We start from the raw sequence: 21,495 nt of genomic DNA, 5'->3' as shown, positions 1-21,495 counted from the left end.
TCCTCCCTCAACTTACTTTGAACCGCTCCACAAGCCTTTGCTGATGTTCAGCCAGACGCGCCAGTTCGCTGCTCGTAGATGCGGTCTGTTCGGCCCCTGCACTTACTTGGATCACCAGCATATTGATATCGGAGACGTTACGATGAATTTCTTCGGCCACTTGGCTCTGCTGTTCAGCAGCTGATGCTACTTGAATGTTGCTATCACTCATCTTTGCCATCCCTTCAGTGATTTCTTCAAGCAACTCACCTGCGCGTACAACATTTCTCGCGCCTTCCTGTGCCTTGCCCAGTGTTTCCTGCATTGAGGAGGCCGCTCGCTCGGAGCCTGATTGCAGGTTGGAAATCATGTTCTGAATACTGACTGTGGAATCCTGTGTCTTCTGCGCCAAATTCCGAACTTCATCCGCGACCACAGCAAAGCCACGGCCCTGCTCGCCAGCCCGAGCCGCTTCAATTGCGGCGTTCAATGCCAGCAAGTTTGTTTGCTCGGCGACTCCACGAATGACATCTAGCACTGACGAGATGGAGTCGCTTTCGCCCTTGAGCTCCTGAATGATTGTGGCCGTCTGTTCGGCCTGAAGCTCAAGTCCCTTGATCAGGTTAATGGTGTTCTCGATTTCCGTCTTGCCTTGGATTGTGCTGGTATTTACCTGATGTGACATCTCCGCCGCTTCGGTGGTGCTCCTCGCCACGTCCTTGACAGTGGAACTCATCTCACTGATGGCCGTGACCACTTGATCTGTGCCCTGGCGCTGTTGAGCGACGCTATTACTGGTTTGCAGCGCCACCGCCGAAGACTGCTCGGCCGCAGTAGCAACTTGTGCGGTGGCGCTGCCAATCTCGCTAATTACTTCACTAATCTGCAGAGCCATGTTATCCAAGTTACGGGCGATCTCGCCGAACTCGTCCTTGCCTAAATAGCTGGTGCGGGCCGTCATGTCCCGAGTGGCGAGCGAAACTAGGGTACGGTTGACATCCACCACGGCGACACGGATGTTGTGAATAATAATCCACGCGAGCCAGAGGACCGCCGCCAGCATCAGAACTACGGTCGCGCTGGCAACATAAAGACTGCTCTCTGCTTCATTGCGCTGGGCGTCGGTGAGGCCAACAACCGCTTGAGCAAGCTCGGTCTCAACTTTGGCCATCATATCAATACGGGTTGTCGACAAGTTGAACCAGTCTTCAGGTTTGAAGTTCAACGGCTCGCCCAGCGGGGTGTCGAAGCCAAGTTTTTGCAGGCGCGCTACCTCAAGTGAGGCTGGTTGTTGCAACACCCTATCTAACTTATCTTTATATTCCGTAGGCGCCCAGCGCTGGAAGGCTTCGAAATAGCCCGAAAACTCACCCATGTTGCGGCTGAAGCGTGAGAGCAGCGATGCATCGAAGCGGTTTTGGTTGAATGCCAGGCCGAGCAGCACACGTTCTCTACCAGCGCGTTCTTTCATGTCTGCGAACTGATTGAGTGAGCTCAGCGCTCTTAGGATTTCTGGGTCTTCGATACTAGTTTCTAGAGTATAGGAGAAGCTAACTAAATTCCTAATAAGGTCGGTGAATCTCGCACCGGACTCCACGTTGTTTATCGCCAGCCTGTCCACGCTGCTACGTAGTTCGGCTATATCATTCAAAGCTCGCAGCATTTTATCAGGGGAGGTTAGGTCTTCCAGCGATTGGTTTCGCATCGCACCAACCGCTGCGTCCGTCTCTAGACGCAGACTGTGAAGCTTGTCCTGCATTGTTTTGCCGCCACTCCCAAGAAACACGCCACTGGCGCCGCGCTCACGTTGGATGGCAGTGATCACATCGCTGAGCTTCCTAGCCGTAGTAGTGGCGGTGACTGCGCGATTCATCTCGCTCAGGGTTTCGCGTTTATCCGCTACGTAGATTCCGGCGAAGGCTAGGAATCCCAATAGTGGAAACATCAGAATCAGTATTAGCTTTGTACTCAAAGGGGCGTTCTTCAGCACGGCAGGCCTCGTCAATCTCTCACGGTGGGTACAGCTACCTCGGGCGCACGTATAAAATTGTACGTTTTTGGGCCAAGGATAATTTTTAGCAGCCTGCCATAGCCAGGAAACTCAATCCGTTGAGATGTTTTCGGCAGCGAGCGGCAAAGCTTTATTAGCGAATATAGATTTATTTTTCAAAGCCATAACTTTTGCATGGTTTTCCGTTCGGGAGATGATGGATTTGAGTGCGCGGAAGGACAATAAGCGGCGGGTAAGGTTCAAAATTTTCACATGTTATTTATCGAATCTCCATGCTGCTATTTTGACTCTGATGTATCAGGGCTTCGCTGAGTTGGTATTTTGGTTTGGGTGTGTTGATGTTGAAGTTGCTATTGTGGCTTCCGATCCTGCATTACAAACGTCAAGCTATAAGGCTGCGGTTGAAAGTTGCGTGGTGTGTGGTTAGTGGGTGTCGATTTATTTGATAATATTAAAGTGTAAAAGTTTTTGCGCTGAATTGCTTGTGCCTCATGAAGTTCTTGTAAGACATGCCGGTACAGAAAGATCTTATCAGTCGGCTGGCTTACTTACGCAACTCCGCTATACTGGTCCAGATCGCATCAGCATTCACGTCTAAAGCTCGTAGGGCGCCCATGACGTTATCGTGGGTTTGTACTGATCCCCTCTCGCTAATCCATAACGATAGCTCCTCAATTGCAGCCCTTATAGCGATCTGGTTCAGATGTAAAAGCTCAAGAGTGTCAGCGGTTAGGGCGGCCTTTTCTTCCATGGGCAAGATCCATTACTGAGATTTTTAGGTCGGGTTAGGGCATTATTTCAGCGCATTTAGTTCGCGTCAGCCCTATTGTTGACGAGGTCACAGTTGGTATCGCCGGAGTCTTTAGGTCTTGTGAGCAGGTCGGACTGGTCCAATCACTATCCCTTAGCACGGTGACTGTAGCAACAGCTCGGCGCACCAATTGCACTTCACTGCCTGGGGCAAAAATGGGGCAAGCCGATCGCCATTCCAAGCCCCTCGATGCCATTTGAGTTTGTCGCAATTAGGTGCAAACAAGCGCTCAAGACCTTTGCGTGTAGGGTTTGAGCGCTTTTTTTCTCGTCAGTACTCCAGCACAATCGGGGTGTGTAGTCGTACTTTGTGATCGCCTCAGCGCTGCTGATAGTCGAGTGGATCAACTAGTCGGCCGATACGTCCTCCGTTAATTCGCGGCTAAGGAAGTCAAAAGTTCCTGGCGGGTTGAATACTTTTTTAAGTTTGACATGGGAGTAATCTGGATGGTCAAGGATTTTTTTTATTGTTTTCTCATCGGCTGGAGAAGTTTTCGCCCCGAGGATTATCTCGGCTAGCGCCTTGGGGTGATACGGATGGTTTCCGGGTTCGGCAATAATCCTAAACTCTTCTTCATACTTCCATTTTTCAGATTTTGAGTAAAGTCCAGCTTGGAACATGGTGTCTAGTTGTTTGTTGTAAAACTCTTTTCCTCGTTCGTCTGAGTAGGTGGCTCCATCCCATGGGCGGCAGAAAGTTTCGAATTCGTCAACTAATTCAATAAATTTCTCTACATAAGGTGGGCTGGCATGGTATGTTACTTTGCCATGTCCAGTATGCTCAATGTCAAGAAGGGTGTCATTAAATCCTAAGGTGACGCCTTTGTGGCCGTCCGCATAATGCGCCCATAATAATGCGTCATGCGGATTCATTGATAGTGAGAGTACGCCCCTAGTCTGTATATATTCGTATATTGCTTGATTTAAGCTGACTTCGTTCCCTGTTTTTTTACTAATCCTTTTGTGGTCGTCGAGGAGCATCAGAAGAAAAGAACGTCTGCCATCTGGGTTTGGGTCGCTATCTCGAATTATAGCTTTGGTTCGCTCATACTCGGCGTTGAGGTCAATTGAGACGTCAAGGGGGTCATTAAGATTACATGGCAGGGAGAAATATAACTCTCTATTAATAAGTATTTCCCACGTTCGTTGGGCACAAGCTCTGTACTTGTAATACATGGATGTTGGCGTATATGAAGGGTTAGGGGTTTATGTATGCCAGCACGTTCGATACTGGCATGCAGCGTTCATCCGTGATAGCTAGCTGTAAGAATGCTAGTCATGGCAGGCACGATGATGGCACTAGGCGAGGCTCGCCGACAAGGTGCTGCGGTGGGAGGAAGCTAGGTAAAAATTGGTACGTAATCGGAGCTGATGCTGTGCAGACTTTGTAATTTATATGCTTGGAGGTATGGATGCCATCATCGGTGCTACCGTCATGCGAGCGGCAGGCTGGCCTTTTCTGAGCCAGACGCCGCTAATGGGGTTGGGCAAAAAAGCGAAAACCGTTTGCCAATCCATGTCATTCAATGCCTTCAGGTGTGAGCGACCTGTTGGTACAAAAATGGTACAGCCTGCAGAGCTGATCTCTGGAGAACGCATAGATAGAGGCTTTCAGGAGACGTAGCCCCAATCCATCATCGGCCTGATCCTCTCGGCCGGCTTACTCACGCGACTCTCTCCTCGCTACTCCACCACAATCTGGCGGCATCAGTTGCTCCGGCCCGAAGGCGGCTGGTGTCGTCAGAGGTCGGGCAGCCGCAGCACCGGCATGCTGCTATCTGACCTGCTCAGGCTGTCTGACGAATGAGCGGGAAAGCTAGCGAAGTATTAGGATTAGGCTCGAGGCGGGCATTACCTTTGAGGCGGCCTATAATGCCCCGATGAGGTAATTGGGGGCATCAGATGAGACGTACGCTCGAAGGAATGGCTGCTGCGGGCGAAGATCTGCTCCAGCGAGCCCTGGATGCGGACCGGCGCCTGCGCCATGCCGAGGAGGCAGGTGCCTCCATAGATGAGATTGAACAGCATCGCCTGCTAGCGGATCTGCTCTACAGGCAAGTGACCGAGCACCGGCTGATCGAAGCCGGTTTGCTCCCACACCTGATTCACTGAGGAGGTTGGCATGGACAAGACCGACGTACCCACACCTGATCACCCTGTGTACCAGGACGCAGCCGAGGCAATGAGTCAGTACTTGCAAGCCAAAGAGTCCGGCGCGGCGGCGCATGAGGTCGAGCGGCTTCGTCTGATCGCGGATGCGCAGATCAGAGCCGCTTCGGCCTATCAACTGAGCGCCTCGGGATATCAACCCATAGACTCACACTGATGACATATCAAGTTGAAGGGGGCGAACACAGGGACAATCCTGGAATACTGGTTGTCCCAAATAGGCATGAACTGCCAACATCAGGAATGAAGGGCTTTGCAAGCAAATCCGGGGCTTACGGCCCGGAGGCCAGACAAATCAAGGGACGCAAACCAGATTGAAAATCCGTCTAAGCCGGTTCGATTCCGACTTGGGCCTCCACCATTCGAAAGCCCCGCAGATTAGCGTCTGCGGGAGTTTTCTTTGTGCGCTGGAAACCCGTATCGTTTCGGCATAATTGTGTATCGCTGATGGAGGTGGCGAGCATCACCCGGCACCGCACGCAGTCGATGCTCCGACGGTACGCCTGGGCCTGCGTGCGAGGCAGTGATCGACGGCGCGCGCTCAGGGCATTACTGAGATATCATCGCCTGTATGTCAATCTGAGATCGTCGGGACACGGTACTGTATTTTGAATAAGTTTAAATTTGCCTGTCTGTTTGTAGTTAGCTTGGTCCTATCGTCTGTTGTGCATGCTGAGACAGATGAAAAATCGTCTGAGTACCAGATAAAAACTTGGCGACACTCACATTTTGCACTTGATCCGGCTGGGAACCTGATTCCAGAGCAGCGTAAAGGCGAGGCCTTCTTCAAAGTGAAAGAAGGTAAATATGTCTTCACCCGAACGCTGATGAAACATAAGACGGCTGTGGTGGTGATGGATCCCTGGGAGGACAGCGGTTCGCCCGTCATGAATCTACACTTCAAGAACGTGTATTCAAAAAGGTTGGTGCCTTTGGTAAAGCATGCTGTCACCTTAGGGCTGAAGGTAGTCATCGTGACAAACGATCCAGCCACGATCAACTTGGGATATGCCGCCAGGATAGATCCAGCATTACAGGCTGTTGTTGACTCAGGTAGTGCAGACATTGTCTATCATTCGAATATGGACGATAGAAAGTTTGAGGAATACTTAAAAAGCGCCGGTGTCGATACTTTGATTTATACGGGGTTTTCTTCGAATGTTTGTGTGATAGGCATGCCGACTGGAATGATTCCCATGTTCCACAGAGGGTTCAAGTTGTACTTCGTTCCAGAGGCATCGGCGGCAACAGAGTTTGGCAACACCTGGGGGAGTGGCGCTGCACACAAGGCAACCACTACCATGATTTCTAACTGGATAGGCGAGATCATCGCTTTCAAGGATTTCATGAGAATTAGACAGTCCTCTACGATAGGCCGATGATCCCGCAGCTGGCCAAGCGTTCACATCATGCGGAGCGAAGCCCTACATGATGGGCGGCCAAGCGCCGGCCAATCTTCATGAATGGCTTCTCGATAAACTGGAAGGCGGCAACGCCTACTGCAATGGCTGTAAGCCCAATCAGCCACCATGGCACACCGCAAATAACCAACACATAGACGACTGGCGCGTGGAAGGCATAGATGCTGTAGCCAGCAGATCCAACCACCCCAAGGGCAGTGCCCGAAGTGCTGCGAGCTTTGTCGATGAACGAGATCAGGCAGCCGAAGCATAGGGCGAACATGACCTGGCGAATGCCGGCGAACAACTGGGTGTAAGCCCCGAGATCTTTCTGAAAGACAGTGACAATCAGCCAGGCAGATGCCGGCAGAATCACGATGCGGCCCATGACACGGGCGAAATTAGGGTCGGTGAACTTAAGTCCTATCCACCAGAAAGGGACGAATGCGATCAAGCTGGCGTTGTAGGACCAGTAGCGCCATTCAGGTATAAACGTGTTGATGCCAACGCTTGCAATCCAGCAGGCGGCCACAACCGCCCACCAAGCCCGATCGGAAAGCCGACCGATAATCAGCAGTGCGAGAGGATAGACCGCGTAGAGCCACATCTCGACGGCCACGGTTTGCAGCGGCCCATTGCCTTGGATCGAGGGGAAGTAGTCGCCAGGGTTTACGGCCTCGGTGGTCAGCAGCTTCCTTAGCATGCTCTCAATGGTCAACTCATGCGTGCCCGAAACCATTGGTGCGGCTTCCGGGTTGATCCGAGAGGCGATATAGAACATCCCGAATCCGAATAAAGATGCCAGGAGGAAAACCGGGTAGATGCGGAAGAACCGGCGGATCGCATAGGCGGCGACACCGTCGCGGTGCGATCTCAAGCCGTTACGGTGTATGCAGTATCCACTCAGGACGATGAAGCCTAGAACCGCCGGATGCGTTTCGCCATTCCCCTGGAATACACCTTCCAGCCATTGGGTGAGCAAGAGAATGCTCTCGGGTATTGCGGACGGCCCCTGTACGGCAAAGGCCCACGGCGCCAAGTGCGTCACCACCACCAAGACGGCGAGCAGTAATCGAAGGGTATCAATATTCTGTGAACGGCTGCTGTTTGCAGAAATGCTCAGTACGGAGGTATCCATTTTGTTAGGGTCTTGTCTTGGGTCTGCAAAACTACCATAGATTCCCTCGTTTTATTGGCGAGGCTCCTGTGTTGGATTTCGATAGCCAGATGATGGAAGGAAAGGACAGTCAGTTGCGCTTGAGCGCAGCCGAATAGCTGGGCTGGCGTGCGAGTCGATCTACAATGGCCTCTCTGTAGAGGAGAGGGGTCCACTGAGTAATCGCTACGGCAACGCCCAGGCCGGTGAGTTCATGCCGGGCATCGTCATGTCGCAGGAGATCCACGGCCTGCCGCGCAAGCGTCTGACAGAGATCGACCTGTGCGACAGCGCGGTGAACTGCCTGGTCGCCCAAGCACGGGCCGGGGGCTTGATGGAGTCGATGGAAACCTTGAAGGCCATCCCGACCCAGGCAATCGAGCGGCTATACCTGATGATGAGGACGCAGCTCAGGCGCGTTTGGGCGAATTCGGAGGCTAGGCATATAAAGGGAGAAAAGCGGGGGACAATCCTGGGACACTGGATGTCCCAAATGGTCATGAATTACCAGCACCAGCAACTAAGGCAGAAGCCAGTGATTCCGTGGTCTGCAGGCTGAAAACCCCGAAAAACCTGAGCCTCCTACCGGATTGCAAATCCGTCTACGCCGGTTCGATTCCGACCTCGGCCTCCACCATTCGAAAGCCCCGCAGATTAGCGTCTGCGGGGTTTTTCTTTTGCCTTCAAAAAAGGGTGGAGTTCCGAAACTTTTGGGCAGGAGTTCCGAAACATCATCACTTTGTGGGACATGCGTATATCTTGTTCGAATGAATTCAAGTTCAAGGCCGCTGCCATGGTGCTGGACGAAGTTCTATCGGTTTCTGAGATTTGTGCCATCTTTGACATTGGTCCTCTGCTCCGCGTCGCTGGATAGACCAGTTGCGCCAGGAACGCCAAGGCGTAACTCCGGCGAGAGCCAAGGCCATCACGGCTTAGGAGCAGAAAATTCAGCAGCTCAGAGCCCTGTCCATGAGCTACCCCGCCAGCCTTGCCCGTTATCTTGGAACCCGAGCCGGTGGACCTGCTGTCTCAAGTTCAGGCTGAAAGCTTTCTGCGCCGTCGGGACGTTGATACGGCCATTGTTCCGCAACAGGATGCGGTTGATCTGGACGACGCAACCGACGCCGAGGGCGTGTTGCTAAAACAGTGGAAGCGGTATCGCGTTGCGCTCGACCGCCTGCCCAAACAGCCAGGCTACCCCGGCACGATCGACTGGCCAGCCGGACTTTTCGCATGTGGCTACTCAGCGGCTGTCCATGACGTCCTGATAGATCTGATCCAGACGCTTTTCGTTACGGTCGTAGCAGCCTGGCTGGTTAGGAGGGTCGCCGTCACACGCAATGCTGTGTGCCTGGTTTCGACCGCCATATGGGCTGTTGAAGTAATGCGAGCACCCTGATGCTAGACATGCCGCGATCACGATCAAGCAAATTCCTTTTCTCATCACACCCTTCCTCATTGGTTACCGGTTTGACGTCCAATCCGCCCGGAAGACACATCGGGTCTACTTGCGCCCCTTCATCTCGACATCTGGAGATGCATCCTATGCAGATCACCGACCAGTCGAACTTCCGTGGCGCTGATGAACGCTACTTCCACCTTGGCGGAATCCACCAGTACCTTTCCCACTTCTGCGATTGCTTTCGCTCTGTCAATGTCCATAGGATCATCTTTGTCTTGCAATGCCTCTAGGGTTGCGAACAGGTGATTACGTAGGTCAGTCATCTTTTTTTTCACCAGAGGCCTCGCTGATTGCACGCTTCAGCTTGCTCAACTGGCGGATAGTGGTTTTGAGTTCTAGTGGATATCTGTGGATGGTTTTGCGGCGCATGTTCTCCGCGCGGCTGACCAATTCAAGACTGCCGATCTCGATGTGCTGGGGATTACGATCCTCGAAAACCACTAGAGGGCCCAGCGGGATTTGGCCGTAGGCTTCTTCCCAAAGCAAAGCATGCACCGACTTCCAGGGCGATACGACCCCCGCGAAGCCGGGCATCACCGGAACATGCGATCAGCCATCCACTCAAACGCGGTGAATAAGCCGAAGTTCGCTGAATAAAGCCCTCAAAATACTGGTTGAATATACAGTATTGATGTGGCATGATTCCCTCCATCAGTGACAGGTCTGGGGTCGGTGAAACCTCGTCACCCCTGACCTTAGCGTGAAGACCTCGAGTCTCGAGCCATCGCCCATGAGCGCCATACGCCCAATACAGAGGCCTGAACTTAAATCAGCTCAGTAACGGAGTATAAAATGGAAAAGGCAAACTCGGCGTCTCAAACCATGCAAGATCTTTGGACTCAAGTAGAACCGGTGGCTAACACCGGCATGCTTAGGCGCGTGGTTTTTGCGGATGGCAAGTTTTATGCGGCGGGTGGCAACGGTCTTCCCACAACCACTCAGATTATCAGCGGAAACGCGACTGGTACGGTATGGACCAAGCTCAAGGGCGCCGTCACGTCCGATAGCGGGAAAGTTATCAACGAGCTGTACTGGAACGGTATTGGGACAACGCTTCAAGCCCTTTCTCAATCCGGCAATGTGAGCTGGGGCAGCACAGCGCGCCCTTTGAGGGATTGGACAGACCTTACGGCAACTGTACGCGCGTCCGGAGACTTGTATGGCATTGTGTATTATCAGCCAATTCACGGCAACAACACGACTTGGATACTGGTGGGGTCTAACGGTAAAGTCTTTTCCCGCTATGGCGATTGGTCAGGCCAGGTTGAGCGCACTACGACCTTCACTTCTAGCGAGACTGTGTACTGCGTCAACGTCATGGGCGTTTTTGTGTTGGTTGCGGGATCGAATGGCAAGCTGCTTAGCGCGGTGAAGATGGCGACGAATGATTCGCAGTCATTCGGCACCGTGAACAGCACCTTCGGCACTAGCACCATCCTTTCCATGAAGCTTTGCAACGGGAAAATGTTTATCGTTGGTGCTGATGGCAAGATGGCATATTCAGCCGATGGGCTTAACTGGACTGCTGTTGCAGATACCAGTTTCGGCGGAACCATCATCCGCGACATCGCTTACGGTAATGGCAAGTATGTAGCTGTCGGCGACGGCGGCAAGACAGCCGTTTCCGAGGATGGGATCGGCTGGGTTCAGCAAGCCAACACTTTCGCAGGAACCGATATCCGGAGCGTCGCCTACGGCAACGGTAATTTTGTAGCTGTTGGTGCAAGCGGCAAGATTGCTTACTGGACTCCGTGATCTTCAATCTCCTTGCGTAACAGAGCCCAGCCGTCGCGCTGGGCTTTTTCACTTCTGATTCAGGCTCGCCACAGTCAGGCTGGACCTTCGGGAGATGCGCTGGACGTGCGGCGAGACTGGTTCAGTGGGGTGCCAGCGCTGCAAGCCCATTGACGGACAGGCAGGGAGTTTCAGCATTTGCTGACACCACGCGGTCAGTCTCTATGACTTCAACTTGAACCTCCGAATGGTTAGCGTGCGTTTTCCATCGGCCCCTGAATATAAGATTATTTTTTCTCGTTATAATCGATAACGTCAGCATCTGTGATTATGTCGCGAGCATCTGTAAGCAACGTAATATTGCAAAAATAGTCGAGCACAGTTTTGTTTTCATAATATCCAGTGTCCCTATAAACTGGCTGACTATTGACAGGCATTATGCCTTTAACTCCTCCACTACCAACCCCTACCCACGTCTGTTGCTCGCCAACATACTCACTGCCTGTCTTGATGAAAACCTGCTCGGGCGTTGTATGGGTCTGAATTCGATTCCATGCATAGAAACCACCACTTCCATAGGAAGATGGACCTATTCAATGATCTGGCTGACCAAAAATTTCAAAAGCTTTACTGGCAGGTTGGCCAACCAATTTTTGTGCAGCGACCTGTACCTGATTCTCGCTCGCAGGTTGAGAACCAACACAGCCGTAAAGCGCAACACAACTGAATACGATATTGCTGATTTTAGATGGCGTCATAGGGCTGCTCCTAGTTTCTGATCCCGCCTGTGAATTGTGTCGAGGTGCTAAGCACATACTCTTGACGCAAGTTTTAGTCAAGCGTCCGTGTTGCTCTACTCAACGCTAATCCTATGATCGACCGGGAATTTGCAGAAAAACCCCAGAGCTCGAACTTTAGTGTATCGTGTGATTGGAGATCGAGTCGGTTCGACGGTGGACCCAGCGGGTGATCCATTCTCGCGAACAACTCAACAGCTGACGCGCCTGTGAGAGGGATAGCAGGCATTGATTAGGAATGGAGTTGCAGTGTTAAAAGCATGCGGTGTTTATGGACTTGGAATCTGCTTGGCAGGGATGGGTGCAATGGCCAAGGCCGAGGGGCGCCCACTGCATTGTGGCTCGGCAGCTACGATTACCAAGATTGATGGTGTCCTGGTAGTGCAGACATCAGACGGGCAGAAATTGACTTCAGTAGGCGAACATTTCCGCTACTTCCCCGAACGCGTGCTAAGGATCGAACGTCAATTCAACGACGGTTCAACCCTTTATATAAACGTCGCGCCGTCAGAATTAGCCTTCCAAAAGGCCGGCGGACCGATTGAGAAGTGTATAGGCTCTTGATGAGGCTTGTGTAAGGGTATGAAGGACTCCCCGTAACGCTGCCCTCTATCGCATTGCTTTTGCGCAATGGGGTGCTGTCTATCGAGGCTGGGCAGCATTGGCACCTTTCAAATCTTCTTGCGTGCAAGCCACTGATTGACCGGCTTGCAGTCGTATACCGAAGCCTCGAAGACGCCCCCATACCATTCCACCCTATCGTCATGGTCAGGATGAGCAGGATTGGCCATGGCGTCGAGGAAGTCCTGATAGCCAGGCGCTCCACCGACATCTTCCGGTGGGCAAGCATTCTCTCCCTCGATGCAATAATGCTCCTGAGGTGCCGAGATCATCGGCAAGCGCTTTTCAACCGTGATTCGGTGTTCCCAGCTATCACCGAAATCGTAAAGATACCCAAACCTCTTTTTGCCCTGTAGGGCATTGACCAGTGTCTTGCGCGTTTCTGAGTTCACCGGCGCCCCCCAATCATCGGAGCTGGGAGTGCCATATTTCTCACCGGCAATATCGAATTCGTGCAGATGGCTGTCAGTCCAGCCCATCACGGCTTGGATCACCCGGTGCAGTTTGCCCAACGTGATGGTTTCAGGAACTAGAAAGCGACGCCAGACCGTAGGCTCGATGTCGCTCAGTTCGATGTGCAGTAGCAGAAGTTCAGCCGGAGCTTTCGGTCGCCTTGCGGTGGCATCCATTGATCTAGCAGCCTTGTCATCATGAGTGTGGGTGAGAAGAGTCCGCTCCTGATCGCCATGATCAACCGTTGAGCTTCGCATCTCGCCGCTTATCTGGTGGTGCATGCCTATCCCTCCGGCAGCCCGACACCGCAAATGAACGTATCACTTCCAAGCCGATGCGAACCATATTCCACCACGTAGCCAGTGCCTCGCCGCTGCGCCTCTGCCTGGGCGGTTGACCGATCGGCGTACACGTCAACGAAATGCCAGGGATGTCGGTCCTTCAGCACCCCCCACCCCAGCACACATCCCTTTTTGGCAGGATCGGCAGGTAGGTTTCTTGCCAGGCTGCGAATACTCATGGTGCAGTCCTCTGAGTTCAATAGCATCAGTAAAAGTGGCTTTTGCCGATTGATCAAGCGCACGGGGCATACCAGGGGCTGCGACGAGCCAACACAGTTCTCAGCGGAAATCCCTCATTGCACGATTCATCGGCGTTGCGCATGCTCGGGCTCGTTGGTCAATCAATCGATGGAGGTGGAACATGTCCGATAACGCACACGTCAGTAAGGCCCCCAGACCTGATCCTGCGGAGAAAAACGCCTTTTTCCCGTCCGACTACTCCCTGCAGCAATTCACCTCGCCCACGTCGGACCTCAACGGCGCCAACTATCCAGCACCCTATACCGGGACAAAGAGAATTCTCATGATTGGCGCCGACGAGCGCTATTTGCTGACCGATAACGGTAGTTTTTTTTCCACGGGCAATCATCCGGTAGAAACCCTGTTACCGATGTATCACCTTGATGCCGCCGGTTTCGCGTTCGATATCGCGACCGTTTCCGGCAATCCGGTCAAGTTCGAGTTCTGGGCCATGCCAGGCGAAGATCAGGCCGTGGCAGGCTTTTTCGACAAGTACCACGGTCAATTCCAGCAACCCCAGCGTCTGGCTGACGTGCTGGCGGCGGGCCTGGACACGTATGCGGCCATCTTCATTCCTGGGGGGCACGGTGCGCTGATCGGCATTCCCGAAAGCGCCGAGGTGGGTGAGGTGCTGAAGTGGGCCGCCGCACATGAGCGCTTCGTCATCTCGCTGTGTCATGGGCCGGCAGGGTTCCTCGCCGTGGGTGAGAGCGACCTGTACCGCGGCTACAAGATCTGTGCGTTTCCCGATGCACTTGATGCGAAAACGCCGGAAATCGGCTATATGCCCGGCCATTTGACATGGAAGTTTGGCGAACGACTCAAGTCACTAGGCTTCGAGATCGTCAATGACGATATCAGCGGAGCCGTCCATCGCGACCGCACCCTGATTACCGGCGACAGTCCGCTCGCGGGAAACAATCTGGGCAAACTGGCGGCTGAAGTCCTGCTCAAGGAAGTGACGGCGTAGTGTCCGGCGCTAGCGCCCTGGAGGCGGTGTTACGCTGCGCGGCGACCGTCGAGGTAGCCGAGTCGCTCGATCAGGTCCGTGACGACGTTCGACGCTTCTGTGCGGGCCTGGGTTATGACCGCTTCATGCTGTTTTCGACGTCGGCTGCGCAGAGCGAGCCGGTGGAGCGTATCTATTGGCTGGAAGGGGACTGGTTCGGGACGGGTGAGGCGGTTGACGCCAAGACCTACATGCAGCGCTGCCCGGTCACGCGCCATGTTGTGACTGCACGCGAGCCATTTTTCTGGACCAAGACACGGCGCTCGGCCGACGGTGAACTGTATCGAATCGTGACCACGCCCCGCGGCCCCGGCATCCATGGGCTGCAAGTGCCATTGTTCGGGCCCTTGGGGTTGGAAGGCGCGATGAGCTTGGGGGGGCGCGAGCATCGACGCCAGCGTCCAAGCGCGCTGGGCCGTGAAGGTCGTGGCCGAGGCCGCGTTTCTGGCCGCGCGTCGATTGCTGGCACCACCCCCGGAGGTCGCGCCGGGTCAGTTATCCACGCGTGAGCGCGAGGTGTTGGCCTGGATTGCTGCAGGGCGGCGACAGGGCGATATCGCGGCGACTTTGGCGCTGTCTGAGCGCACGGTGGAAAACCACCTTAGGCGTATTCGCAAACGGCTCGAGGTCAAGACCACGGCCGAGGCGATACGCCTCGCCATACGTAATGGCGAAATCGGTGCCTGACACAGCGCGGTCTCAGTCGCAGCTACTGGAGCCAGAGTCACCGCCGCTATCACTGGAACTGCCGCCGTCGCCGGACGAATGCGTGCTGTGGTCCGACCCGTAGCAGTGGTTGTGGGAGCGATCGGATGTCGAACAGTCCGATGATTGCAGGCTGTGCAGCGTGCCGAGTGTACCCAGGGTGATCATCGGATCGACCCACTGGCCCTGTCGAACACCCTCCAGGCCTGCGTTGCGGGTTGGGCTGTTCCGTCTGCGTTTGAATAACCGAGTCAAGAAGTTGAACATGTCCATCCTTGTACGCCTGCCAAGGCGGCGTTGTTTGATTTGGCGGCAGCTGGCGTTGAGGCTTCACGTGCTTGCACTTCGATGCGATTTGCCCGCGCCAGCCGGAGGATACTATCGCCTAAAGTAAGCGAGTCGCATGAGTTGACGCGCAATCAGCGAAGTAGTTCTCGAATGACGGCCATTCACAGGGCCATGCGCGGTCCGATCCTGTTTGGGGTATGGCCGGGAGGCTGACTTCGAACTGCCGCCGCTGACGTTGAACACGCTCGAGTTGGACGCGCTGATACTGGGCGTGGAAATGCTCATGGCGGCTGCCGATGATGACCTCGGCAGTGCAGCGCGCACCGTGTTGAGCAAGATTTCAGTCGCTCTCAAGCAGCCGCCGAAAGAGGCGGGCGCGGCGACGCTCAGAGCCCTTGGCAACCTTCCGGACTCATCACGTCGCCATCTGGGCGTGCTGCGAAGGGCCATCGAACAGCGGGCGGCGCTGAAGATCAGCTATCGCCGTATGGACGGCGAGCTTTCCCAGCGCCTGATTCGCCCCCTTGGCCTGTTTTATTGGGGAGGAAAATGGACGGTCGGAAGTTGGTGCGAAGCGCGAGCGGCGTATCGCGATTTTCGTGTCGATCGCATTATCGCGGTCGCGGTGGCAACTCAAACGTTCCCTGATAATCCTGCTGTCGATCTTCGCCTGTACATGAATCATCAGGCGAGTCAGTGGCGTGCCATCACGGGCACTGACAATACGGTGTCAGTATGAGTCTCTGACAATGGGGCCTTCCCTACACACTGGAGGTCATCCCCTTGCAACACACCGCTCAGGTACTCGAGTTGGCTATTTTCAAAGTCAAGCAGGAATGCGTGGCGCAGATGCCGGCATTGCGCTCCGGACTTCGGGAAACCTTGAAGTGCTTTCCCGGCCTGATCGATTACCACGCCTATGCGCCGCTGGGCGATGACCGCGTGTTCGTGGATCTAGCGATGTGGGAAAGTCTTGAATATGCCCAAGACGTGGCGAAAGCGTTCCGTGAAGGTGATGCACGATTCGCTGAGTACGCGCACGCCATCGAAGGCCTGACATTCATGAGCCACTTCGCCGTGTCCTGACCACGTTTGCGCGGCCGGTGTCTGCGCTGTTGCCGGCCGCTCCCCGGTCGTTATCGAGAACGTGCGCTGGGTCTGGAAAAAATCCGAACGTAGCGGCTTCCCCGGTATCCAAGCCAACATGGCCAAGATTACCGATGGCGCTGAAGTTTCCTGCACAGTGATAGTGCGTGTGGGAAGTTGCCGAAGCCGCATTTAGTGTGAGGAAAGCGCAGTGCCCAACAGCGATCTCAGAGTTGACAATCGATTCACTGCCGAGGTCCTTGGTCATCCCAAGGATATCTTCTTCGCGGCGGTTGAAAGCACCCGCATGCCGATGATCGTCACCGATCCCAATCAACCCGATAACCCGATCATCTTTGCCAACCACGCCTTTCAGGAAATGACGGGTTATGGGCTGGAGGAACTGCTGGGCAGCAACTGCCGGTTTCTCCAAGGCAAGGACACCGATCCGGAGGTGGTTGCCGCCATTCGCCAGGCAGTCGAGCAGCGTTACGATTTTTCCACCGAAGTGCTCAACTACCGTAAGGATGGCAGTTCGTTCTGGAATGCACTGTTCATTTCTCCGATCTACAACGACGCCGGTAAACTGACCTACTTCTTCGCCTCACAACTGGATGTCAGCAGACGCCGGGATGTCGAGGAGGCGCTGCGGCAGTCGCAGAAGATGGAGGCGCTGGGGCAACTGACCGGTGGCATCGCCCACGACTTCAACAACTTGCTTCAAGTGATTGGCGGCTACGTTTCGCTGTCCAAGGCGGCGGCCGAGAAGGAACAACCCGATTTCGCCAAGATCGTGAGAAACCTCACTTATGCCAGCAACGCCGTGGACAAGGCCAATACCCTGACTCGGCAGTTGCTGGCGTTCTCTCGAAAGCAGTCGCTTCAGGGACGGGTGATCAATATCAATCAGATCGTCACCGACGCGAAGGTGCTGATCAACCAGACATTGGGGGACGGGGTCAACGTCACGTTGGACCTGGATCCGAATCTGCACAATTGCCGTATCGACCCCGCCCAGGCACAGATCGCCTTGCTCAATGTGGTCATCAATGCCAGGGATGCGATGGCGGGGGATGACGATCCCGCTTTGAACATCGAGACCCGCAATGTGATCGTCACCCCGGACGCGCGCGCCTCTTACGAGGGCTTGCTGGCGGGTAGTTATGTCTGCATGGCCGTGACCGACAACGGCGGTGGAATGTCGGAACTGGTACGCGATCGCGCCATGGACCCGTTCTTCACTACCAAGGATGAAGGCAAGGGCACCGGCCTCGGCCTGTCCATGGTCTACGGGTTCGCCAAGCAGTCGGGCGGGGCGGTGAAGATCTACTCCGAAGAACACGTGGGTACCACACTGCGTTTCTACTTCCCCGCCGACGCCAGCGAGCTCCAGCCCATCGAGCAGCGCTCGGCCAGCTACGCCAAAGCAGGGCACGAGCGCATCCTCATCGTCGAGGACCGTCTGGACGTCGCCGAGCTGGCCCAGGTGATCCTGCAGGAGCATGGCTACAAGACCCTGGTGGCCAAGGATGCCCAGCAAGCGCTGGAACTCTTCGAGGGCGATGACGCATTCGACCTGCTGTTTACCGACCTGATCATGCCAGGCGGCATCAATGGCGTGACCCTGGCGCGCAGGGTGCAGTCGCAGCGACCCGCCATCAAGGTGCTGTTGACCACCGGTTACGCCAAGAGCTCCATCGAGCGCACCGATATCGGAGGCGCGGAGTTCGAGGTCATTTCCAAGCCTTACCTGCCACAGGAACTGGCGCGCAAGGTGCGTCAGGTGCTGGATTCTCCAGGCGGGGTGTGAGGATGAGCTTGAACTGCATCTGCGCGAGGATGCCCAACCTTTGACAGCCACGGAGCACTGCACATGACCGATCAGCAGCAAGACCCCAAGCAGGACCAGGTACCCGCTCACTCCACTGAGGCGGAGAGGGCGCGACTGAAGGACAAGCATAAGGACGCCATCCCGCCAGGGGCGGAATGAAGCCGCGCAACTGAACGCGGCAAGCCTCAGGCTCGCCAGCGCCCACCCCTCGAATCGAGGCCCTGTTCAGGGCCTCAGTCAATTTCAGCGTCTGGATCACAGTGCCGTCGGCGTTCGATCCCTGGCCATCGATCAGTTACCATCACGTCGCAGGCACTCAAAAAGTGCTTTGATTTCAATTTGATGGCGCTGAGACCGCCGTCGCCGGCGACAGGATCCATGTTTTGACCCACCCCGTGCAAAATCCGGTGCTGCAGTACCTGGCGCGTCTGGCGCCGTCCAGCCAGATGACCCTGCGTTACATCCTTCAGGATGCCGCCGACCGCCTGGGCTTTGCCGATCACGATATCGCCACGGTGCCTTGGCACGGGCTCGAGGCGGGCCACATCATTGCGCTGGTGGCGGCGCTGCGTACCGATGGCTATGCCCCTAATACGTCATCGCTGTACGTCAACGCTGTGCGCGGGGTGATGAACGAGGCCTGGCGCCAGGGACTGATCGACCACGAACACCTGCTGCGCATTCGCGAGGTCAAGCCCGCCAGTGGCACGCGCCTGCCGCCAGGACGCAACCTGAAGCGCAGCTTGATTCGCGAACTGATGGACGTCTGTGCTGCCGACCCGCGACCGCAGGGCGTGCGCGATGCGGCCATCATCGCCTTGCTGTACGGCACCGGCATGCGCAAGTCCGAGTCGGTCGATATCGACCTGGCCGATGTCGACTTCCAGGAGCGCAGCCTGCGGGTCGTGGGCAAGGGCAATCGGCAGTTGATCAAATATGCCCCGCCGTGGGCGTTCGAGAAGCTTGGCGCCTGGCTGGCGTTGCGTCGTGAGCACCTGCCGACCGGCGTGACGGACGACAGCTTCCTGTTCAACCGCATCCGTCGTGGCAATCACATTACTCGGGCACGTATCACCAAGCATGCCATCTACTACATCGCTCGGCAGCGCGGCGCGCAGGTGGGCGTGAAGATCATGCCACACGATTTTCGGCGTGCATTCATCACGCGGGTGATCGAGGAGCATGACCTGTCCATTGCCCAGAAGCTGGCGCACCACGTCAACATTCAGACCACCGCAGGCTACGACCGCCGCGACGACAACGAGCGGCGGCGGGCGGTTGAGCGATTCGATTACTGAGTTCGCGGCAGAGAAGTGTCAGCGGGCAAGTGTGGAGGGCAGGAGGTTTTCTTCCAAGCTGAAGCGGTAGCTCACATCGATGTCGTCCGTGGGACGCTGGCAGTGCGTGCGCCTGAGCACGAACTCGAATGCTGGCTCATAGAAGTCCTCTCGCAACACTGCACCGGCCAGCACCTCCACGTGATACCAGCCGTTGTCCAGTTCGATGATCGGACGGCCAGGCACTTGATAGCGGGCCAATAGATCGCCCAGGGTCTTGTGGGTGAAATGCTGCAGGATGCGCCAGGTGAACAGCATCAAGGCGCGATGTTCAACCTGCAGTGCATAACCCGCGCGGCGGTGTGCGACGCGATTGCCGGGTTCCAGCAGGGCGGGGATGGGTTCGTCCAGGCTGAAGATGATGCGGTAGGGCAGGTTGTCGACCCCCGCCATGGGCACGACCACGCCTTCGAGCACCGCACGATCGCCACTGTCGCCGGAGGTGAACGCGTGCGCCAGATCGTCCGGCAGGTCGTTCTCCTCCTTGAAACGCGCCAGACGCTGAATGTCGGCGAGCAGGAAATAGTCGATCAGATCGTTGAGCACTTCGCTGAATTCGTGGCGCATCGGTTCGGCTCCTTGGGCGCGGCGTCAATGACGCTGGCTGAGCTGGATCAGGTTGCCGCAGGTGTCGTCGAACAGCGCCACGGTCGTTGACCCGGTCACAGTGGGCGGCTGGGCGAACTGCACGCCACTGGCGCACAAGCGCGTGTACTCGGCCTGGATATCCCGCACCGCGAAGGAGGTGGCGGGAATGCCCTCGGCCTTGAGCGCAGCCTTGTAAGCCTGGGCGGCGGGGTGGGTATCCGGCTCAAGCAGCAGTTCCACTCCGTTCGGATCGTTCGGCGACGTCAAGGTGAGCCGGCGGTGCCGGCCCATGGGGATGTCGTCCTTGGGCTGGAAACCCAGTATGTAGTGGTAGAAGGCCAGGGCCTTGGCCTGGTCGTCGACAAGGATGCGGGTGACCACGATCTTCATAGGCGGCTTCGCTGCTGAGGGGCATAGCCCTAAGTAAAGACGCTGCGCTGCATTTGACCAGCCTTCACTGCGGCGAGCCGAACACGCCGGTCCAGTAGATGCCGGCATCGCTCTTCGGATCCACCGCATAGGCCGCGCCCAAGTCACGGTAGTCGGGGTTCATCAGGGTAGCGCAGTGGCCAGGGCTGGCCAGCCAGCCATCGACCACCTTGCGCGGCGTGTCGCGCCCTGCGGCGATGTTCTCGCCAATCTGCTGGTACAGATAACCCGCAAGTTCTGCGCGATCGCCAGGGGTACGCCCGTCGTGGTCGATATGGTCGAAGAAGTTCTGGTTGGCCATGGCGCGGGTGTGATTGGCCGCGACATCGGCCAGGGTGGCATTCCAGTTCAAGGGCTGCGCTGCGGCGAAGGGCTGGCCGCCGCACTGGCGCGGCAGCTTGCGCGCGGCATTGACTTCCTGCAGCAATTTTTGACCCTCGGCCTGCCAGTCACCGAGGCGACCGCTGAGCAGCGGGCGCGCCAGCACGATGCGCCAGTCGCGGCCTTCCTGGCTGACGCCGATATCGACGAACTGCGGATCGAGCACCACCTGGCAGAAACTCTCCTCGATGGCGCCCATGGCCGCTTTTGCGTCCCGTGGGCCAGACAGGCTGATGGCCTGGACATTGACCATGGGGTAGGCGGCGCGCGTCATGGCCTGCTGCAGGTCGCGGGTGCCTTCCGGCGACAGGGCCAGGCGGGTGTCACTGTTGAGCGGCGGCAGCTCGAGCGACGCCTCGCCACCGCAACGTTGGGTCTGGCTGCGGTAGAGGTTGATCGCTTCGATCAGTTGCGCTTCATCGCCGCTCGACGCCTGGACGTTGATCGGGTTCAGCAAACCCAGCGACAGGGCGCCAAGGCAGGCGAGGGATGACAGGACGCGCATCAAGAATCTCCCTATGACTGGCAGTGGCCTGGTGGGGGCGCTGCCCATCCTACACAAGCCACCGGTTTTTGGCCTGGCTTGTGTGTTGCGGTGAGCCATCGGTAACCCGATGGCGGCAAAAGAGGCAGTAGACAGGCCGCGCGCGAAAAAGTGCGATTTATTG

Annotated in this window: 24 protein-coding genes and 1 pseudogene; 14 read left to right on the top strand and 11 right to left on the bottom strand. The window is 56.0% G+C overall.

Features of this window, described 5'->3' with window-relative positions; translation table 11 throughout:
• Positions 1-7: 7 nt before the first annotated feature.
• Together ACK2SD_RS14935 and ACK2SD_RS14930 are read right to left on the bottom strand one after the other, a co-directional pair.
• On the bottom strand, positions 8-1,924 hold the full coding sequence (locus ACK2SD_RS14935; protein ID WP_412462325.1) for a methyl-accepting chemotaxis protein: 1,917 nt from the start codon (positions 1,922-1,924) through the stop codon (positions 8-10).
• 1,224 nt (positions 1,925-3,148) lie between these two features.
• On the bottom strand, positions 3,149-3,781 hold the full coding sequence (locus ACK2SD_RS14930; protein ID WP_412460176.1) for a DUF2971 domain-containing protein: 633 nt from the start codon (positions 3,779-3,781) through the stop codon (positions 3,149-3,151).
• Positions 3,782-4,702: 921 nt separating this feature from the next.
• Here ACK2SD_RS14930 and ACK2SD_RS14925 point away from each other — a divergent pair.
• The 3 genes from ACK2SD_RS14925 (at position 4,703) to ACK2SD_RS14915 (ending at position 6,351) form a co-directional block, all read left to right on the top strand.
• Complete coding sequence (locus ACK2SD_RS14925; RefSeq protein ID WP_412460175.1) at positions 4,703-4,912, top strand: hypothetical protein; 210 nt, start codon at positions 4,703-4,705, stop codon at positions 4,910-4,912.
• A 10-nt stretch (positions 4,913-4,922) separates the two neighbouring features.
• Complete coding sequence (locus ACK2SD_RS14920) at positions 4,923-5,126, top strand: hypothetical protein (protein WP_412460174.1); 204 nt, start codon at positions 4,923-4,925, stop codon at positions 5,124-5,126.
• A 451-nt stretch (positions 5,127-5,577) separates the two neighbouring features.
• Complete coding sequence (locus ACK2SD_RS14915) at positions 5,578-6,351, top strand: isochorismatase family protein (protein ID WP_412460173.1); 774 nt, start codon at positions 5,578-5,580, stop codon at positions 6,349-6,351.
• A 25-nt stretch (positions 6,352-6,376) separates the two neighbouring features.
• Here the strand turns inward: ACK2SD_RS14915 and ACK2SD_RS14910 are convergent, their stop codons facing one another.
• Positions 6,377-7,507 (bottom strand): acyltransferase family protein, encoded by a 1,131-nt coding sequence (locus ACK2SD_RS14910; RefSeq protein WP_412460172.1) that lies wholly within the window; start codon positions 7,505-7,507, stop codon positions 6,377-6,379.
• Between the two features lie 232 nt (positions 7,508-7,739).
• On the opposite strand from ACK2SD_RS14910, the gene ACK2SD_RS14905 reads away from it, so the two are divergent.
• Together ACK2SD_RS14905 and ACK2SD_RS14900 are read left to right on the top strand one after the other, a co-directional pair.
• Positions 7,740-8,084 carry a hypothetical protein gene (locus tag ACK2SD_RS14905; RefSeq protein WP_412460171.1) on the top strand — a complete coding sequence of 115 codons (345 nt, stop codon included), beginning with the start codon at positions 7,740-7,742 and terminating at the stop codon, positions 8,082-8,084.
• 456 nt (positions 8,085-8,540) lie between these two features.
• The gene (locus ACK2SD_RS14900) at positions 8,541-8,924 is read left to right on the top strand and encodes a tail fiber assembly protein (protein ID WP_412460170.1); all 384 of its coding nucleotides are present in this window, start codon (positions 8,541-8,543) and stop codon (positions 8,922-8,924) included.
• Positions 8,925-9,043: 119 nt separating this feature from the next.
• On the opposite strand, the gene ACK2SD_RS14895 is transcribed toward ACK2SD_RS14900, so the two are convergent.
• Both ACK2SD_RS14895 and ACK2SD_RS14890 read right to left on the bottom strand, forming a co-directional pair.
• Complete coding sequence (locus ACK2SD_RS14895; RefSeq protein ID WP_412460169.1) at positions 9,044-9,262, bottom strand: hypothetical protein; 219 nt, start codon at positions 9,260-9,262, stop codon at positions 9,044-9,046.
• Positions 9,243-9,521, bottom strand: coding sequence for an HNH endonuclease (locus ACK2SD_RS14890; protein WP_412460168.1), 279 nt, complete (start codon positions 9,519-9,521; stop codon positions 9,243-9,245). Before ACK2SD_RS14890 ends, ACK2SD_RS14895 begins: the two co-directional genes overlap by 20 nt.
• A 258-nt stretch (positions 9,522-9,779) precedes the next feature.
• Here ACK2SD_RS14890 and ACK2SD_RS14885 point away from each other — a divergent pair, with 258 nt between their 5' ends.
• The gene (locus ACK2SD_RS14885) at positions 9,780-10,742 is read left to right on the top strand and encodes a hypothetical protein (protein ID WP_412460167.1); all 963 of its coding nucleotides are present in this window, start codon (positions 9,780-9,782) and stop codon (positions 10,740-10,742) included.
• A 266-nt stretch (positions 10,743-11,008) separates the two neighbouring features.
• On the opposite strand, the pseudogene ACK2SD_RS14880 reads toward ACK2SD_RS14885, so the two are convergent.
• Positions 11,009-11,398: pseudogene (locus ACK2SD_RS14880) on the bottom strand (hypothetical protein); the annotation flags it as partial.
• Between the two features lie 426 nt (positions 11,399-11,824).
• Between ACK2SD_RS14880 and ACK2SD_RS14875 the strand changes: the two are divergent.
• Positions 11,825-12,082, top strand: coding sequence for a hypothetical protein (locus ACK2SD_RS14875; protein ID WP_412460166.1), 258 nt, complete (start codon positions 11,825-11,827; stop codon positions 12,080-12,082).
• Positions 12,083-12,189: 107 nt separating this feature from the next.
• Here ACK2SD_RS14875 and ACK2SD_RS14870 read toward each other — a convergent pair whose 3' ends face one another.
• Both ACK2SD_RS14870 and ACK2SD_RS14865 read right to left on the bottom strand, forming a co-directional pair.
• Positions 12,190-12,768, bottom strand: a complete 579-nt coding sequence (locus ACK2SD_RS14870; protein ID WP_412462324.1) for a plasmid pRiA4b ORF-3 family protein — start codon at positions 12,766-12,768, stop codon at positions 12,190-12,192.
• 107 nt (positions 12,769-12,875) lie between these two features.
• Positions 12,876-13,112 carry a hypothetical protein gene (locus ACK2SD_RS14865; RefSeq protein ID WP_412460165.1) on the bottom strand — a complete coding sequence of 79 codons (237 nt, stop codon included), beginning with the start codon at positions 13,110-13,112 and terminating at the stop codon, positions 12,876-12,878.
• Between the two features lie 182 nt (positions 13,113-13,294).
• Between ACK2SD_RS14865 and hchA the strand changes: the two genes are divergently transcribed.
• The 7 genes from hchA (at position 13,295) to xerC (ending at position 19,390) form a co-directional block, all read left to right on the top strand.
• Positions 13,295-14,143, top strand: a complete 849-nt coding sequence (gene hchA, locus ACK2SD_RS14860; RefSeq protein WP_412460164.1) for a glyoxalase III HchA — start codon at positions 13,295-13,297, stop codon at positions 14,141-14,143.
• Entirely contained in the window at positions 14,143-14,691 is a 549-nt protein-coding gene (locus tag ACK2SD_RS14855; protein ID WP_412460163.1) for an autoinducer binding domain-containing protein, read from the top strand. Before hchA ends, ACK2SD_RS14855 begins: the two co-directional genes overlap by 1 nt.
• Positions 14,692-14,698: 7 nt before the next feature.
• Positions 14,699-14,869, top strand: coding sequence for a LuxR C-terminal-related transcriptional regulator (locus tag ACK2SD_RS14850; protein ID WP_412460162.1), 171 nt, complete (start codon positions 14,699-14,701; stop codon positions 14,867-14,869).
• 589 nt (positions 14,870-15,458) lie between these two features.
• The gene (locus ACK2SD_RS14845; protein WP_412460161.1) at positions 15,459-15,914 is read left to right on the top strand and encodes a helix-turn-helix transcriptional regulator; all 456 of its coding nucleotides are present in this window, start codon (positions 15,459-15,461) and stop codon (positions 15,912-15,914) included.
• Positions 15,915-15,958: 44 nt separating this feature from the next.
• Positions 15,959-16,261, top strand: a complete 303-nt coding sequence (locus ACK2SD_RS14840) for a hypothetical protein (protein ID WP_412460160.1) — start codon at positions 15,959-15,961, stop codon at positions 16,259-16,261.
• A gap of 211 nt (positions 16,262-16,472) precedes the next feature.
• A complete protein-coding gene (locus ACK2SD_RS14835) occupies positions 16,473-18,071 on the top strand; it encodes a histidine kinase famiy protein (RefSeq protein WP_412460159.1) in 1,599 nt (532 codons plus the stop codon).
• Between the two features lie 467 nt (positions 18,072-18,538).
• Positions 18,539-19,390, top strand: a complete 852-nt coding sequence (xerC, locus tag ACK2SD_RS14830) for a tyrosine-type recombinase/integrase (RefSeq protein WP_080754801.1) — start codon at positions 18,539-18,541, stop codon at positions 19,388-19,390.
• Between the two features lie 18 nt (positions 19,391-19,408).
• On the opposite strand, the gene ACK2SD_RS14825 is transcribed toward xerC, so the two are convergent.
• From ACK2SD_RS14825 to ACK2SD_RS14815, 3 genes are all read right to left on the bottom strand, one after another.
• The gene (locus ACK2SD_RS14825) at positions 19,409-19,996 is read right to left on the bottom strand and encodes a hypothetical protein (RefSeq protein ID WP_412460158.1); all 588 of its coding nucleotides are present in this window, start codon (positions 19,994-19,996) and stop codon (positions 19,409-19,411) included.
• Positions 19,997-20,020: 24 nt separating this feature from the next.
• A complete protein-coding gene (locus ACK2SD_RS14820) occupies positions 20,021-20,407 on the bottom strand; it encodes a VOC family protein (protein WP_039577115.1) in 387 nt (128 codons plus the stop codon).
• Between the two features lie 64 nt (positions 20,408-20,471).
• The gene (locus ACK2SD_RS14815; protein WP_039577118.1) at positions 20,472-21,332 is read right to left on the bottom strand and encodes a CAP domain-containing protein; all 861 of its coding nucleotides are present in this window, start codon (positions 21,330-21,332) and stop codon (positions 20,472-20,474) included.
• Positions 21,333-21,495: the final 163 nt, after the last annotated feature.

The sequence above is a fragment of the Pseudomonas sp. SC11 genome (assembly GCF_047039205.1).
In the GTDB taxonomy this organism is placed as follows: domain Bacteria; phylum Pseudomonadota; class Gammaproteobacteria; order Pseudomonadales; family Pseudomonadaceae; genus Aquipseudomonas; species Aquipseudomonas boreofloridensis.
Note: the sequence above shows the minus strand (reverse complement) of the source record. Positions and strands in the feature narration are given on the sequence as shown.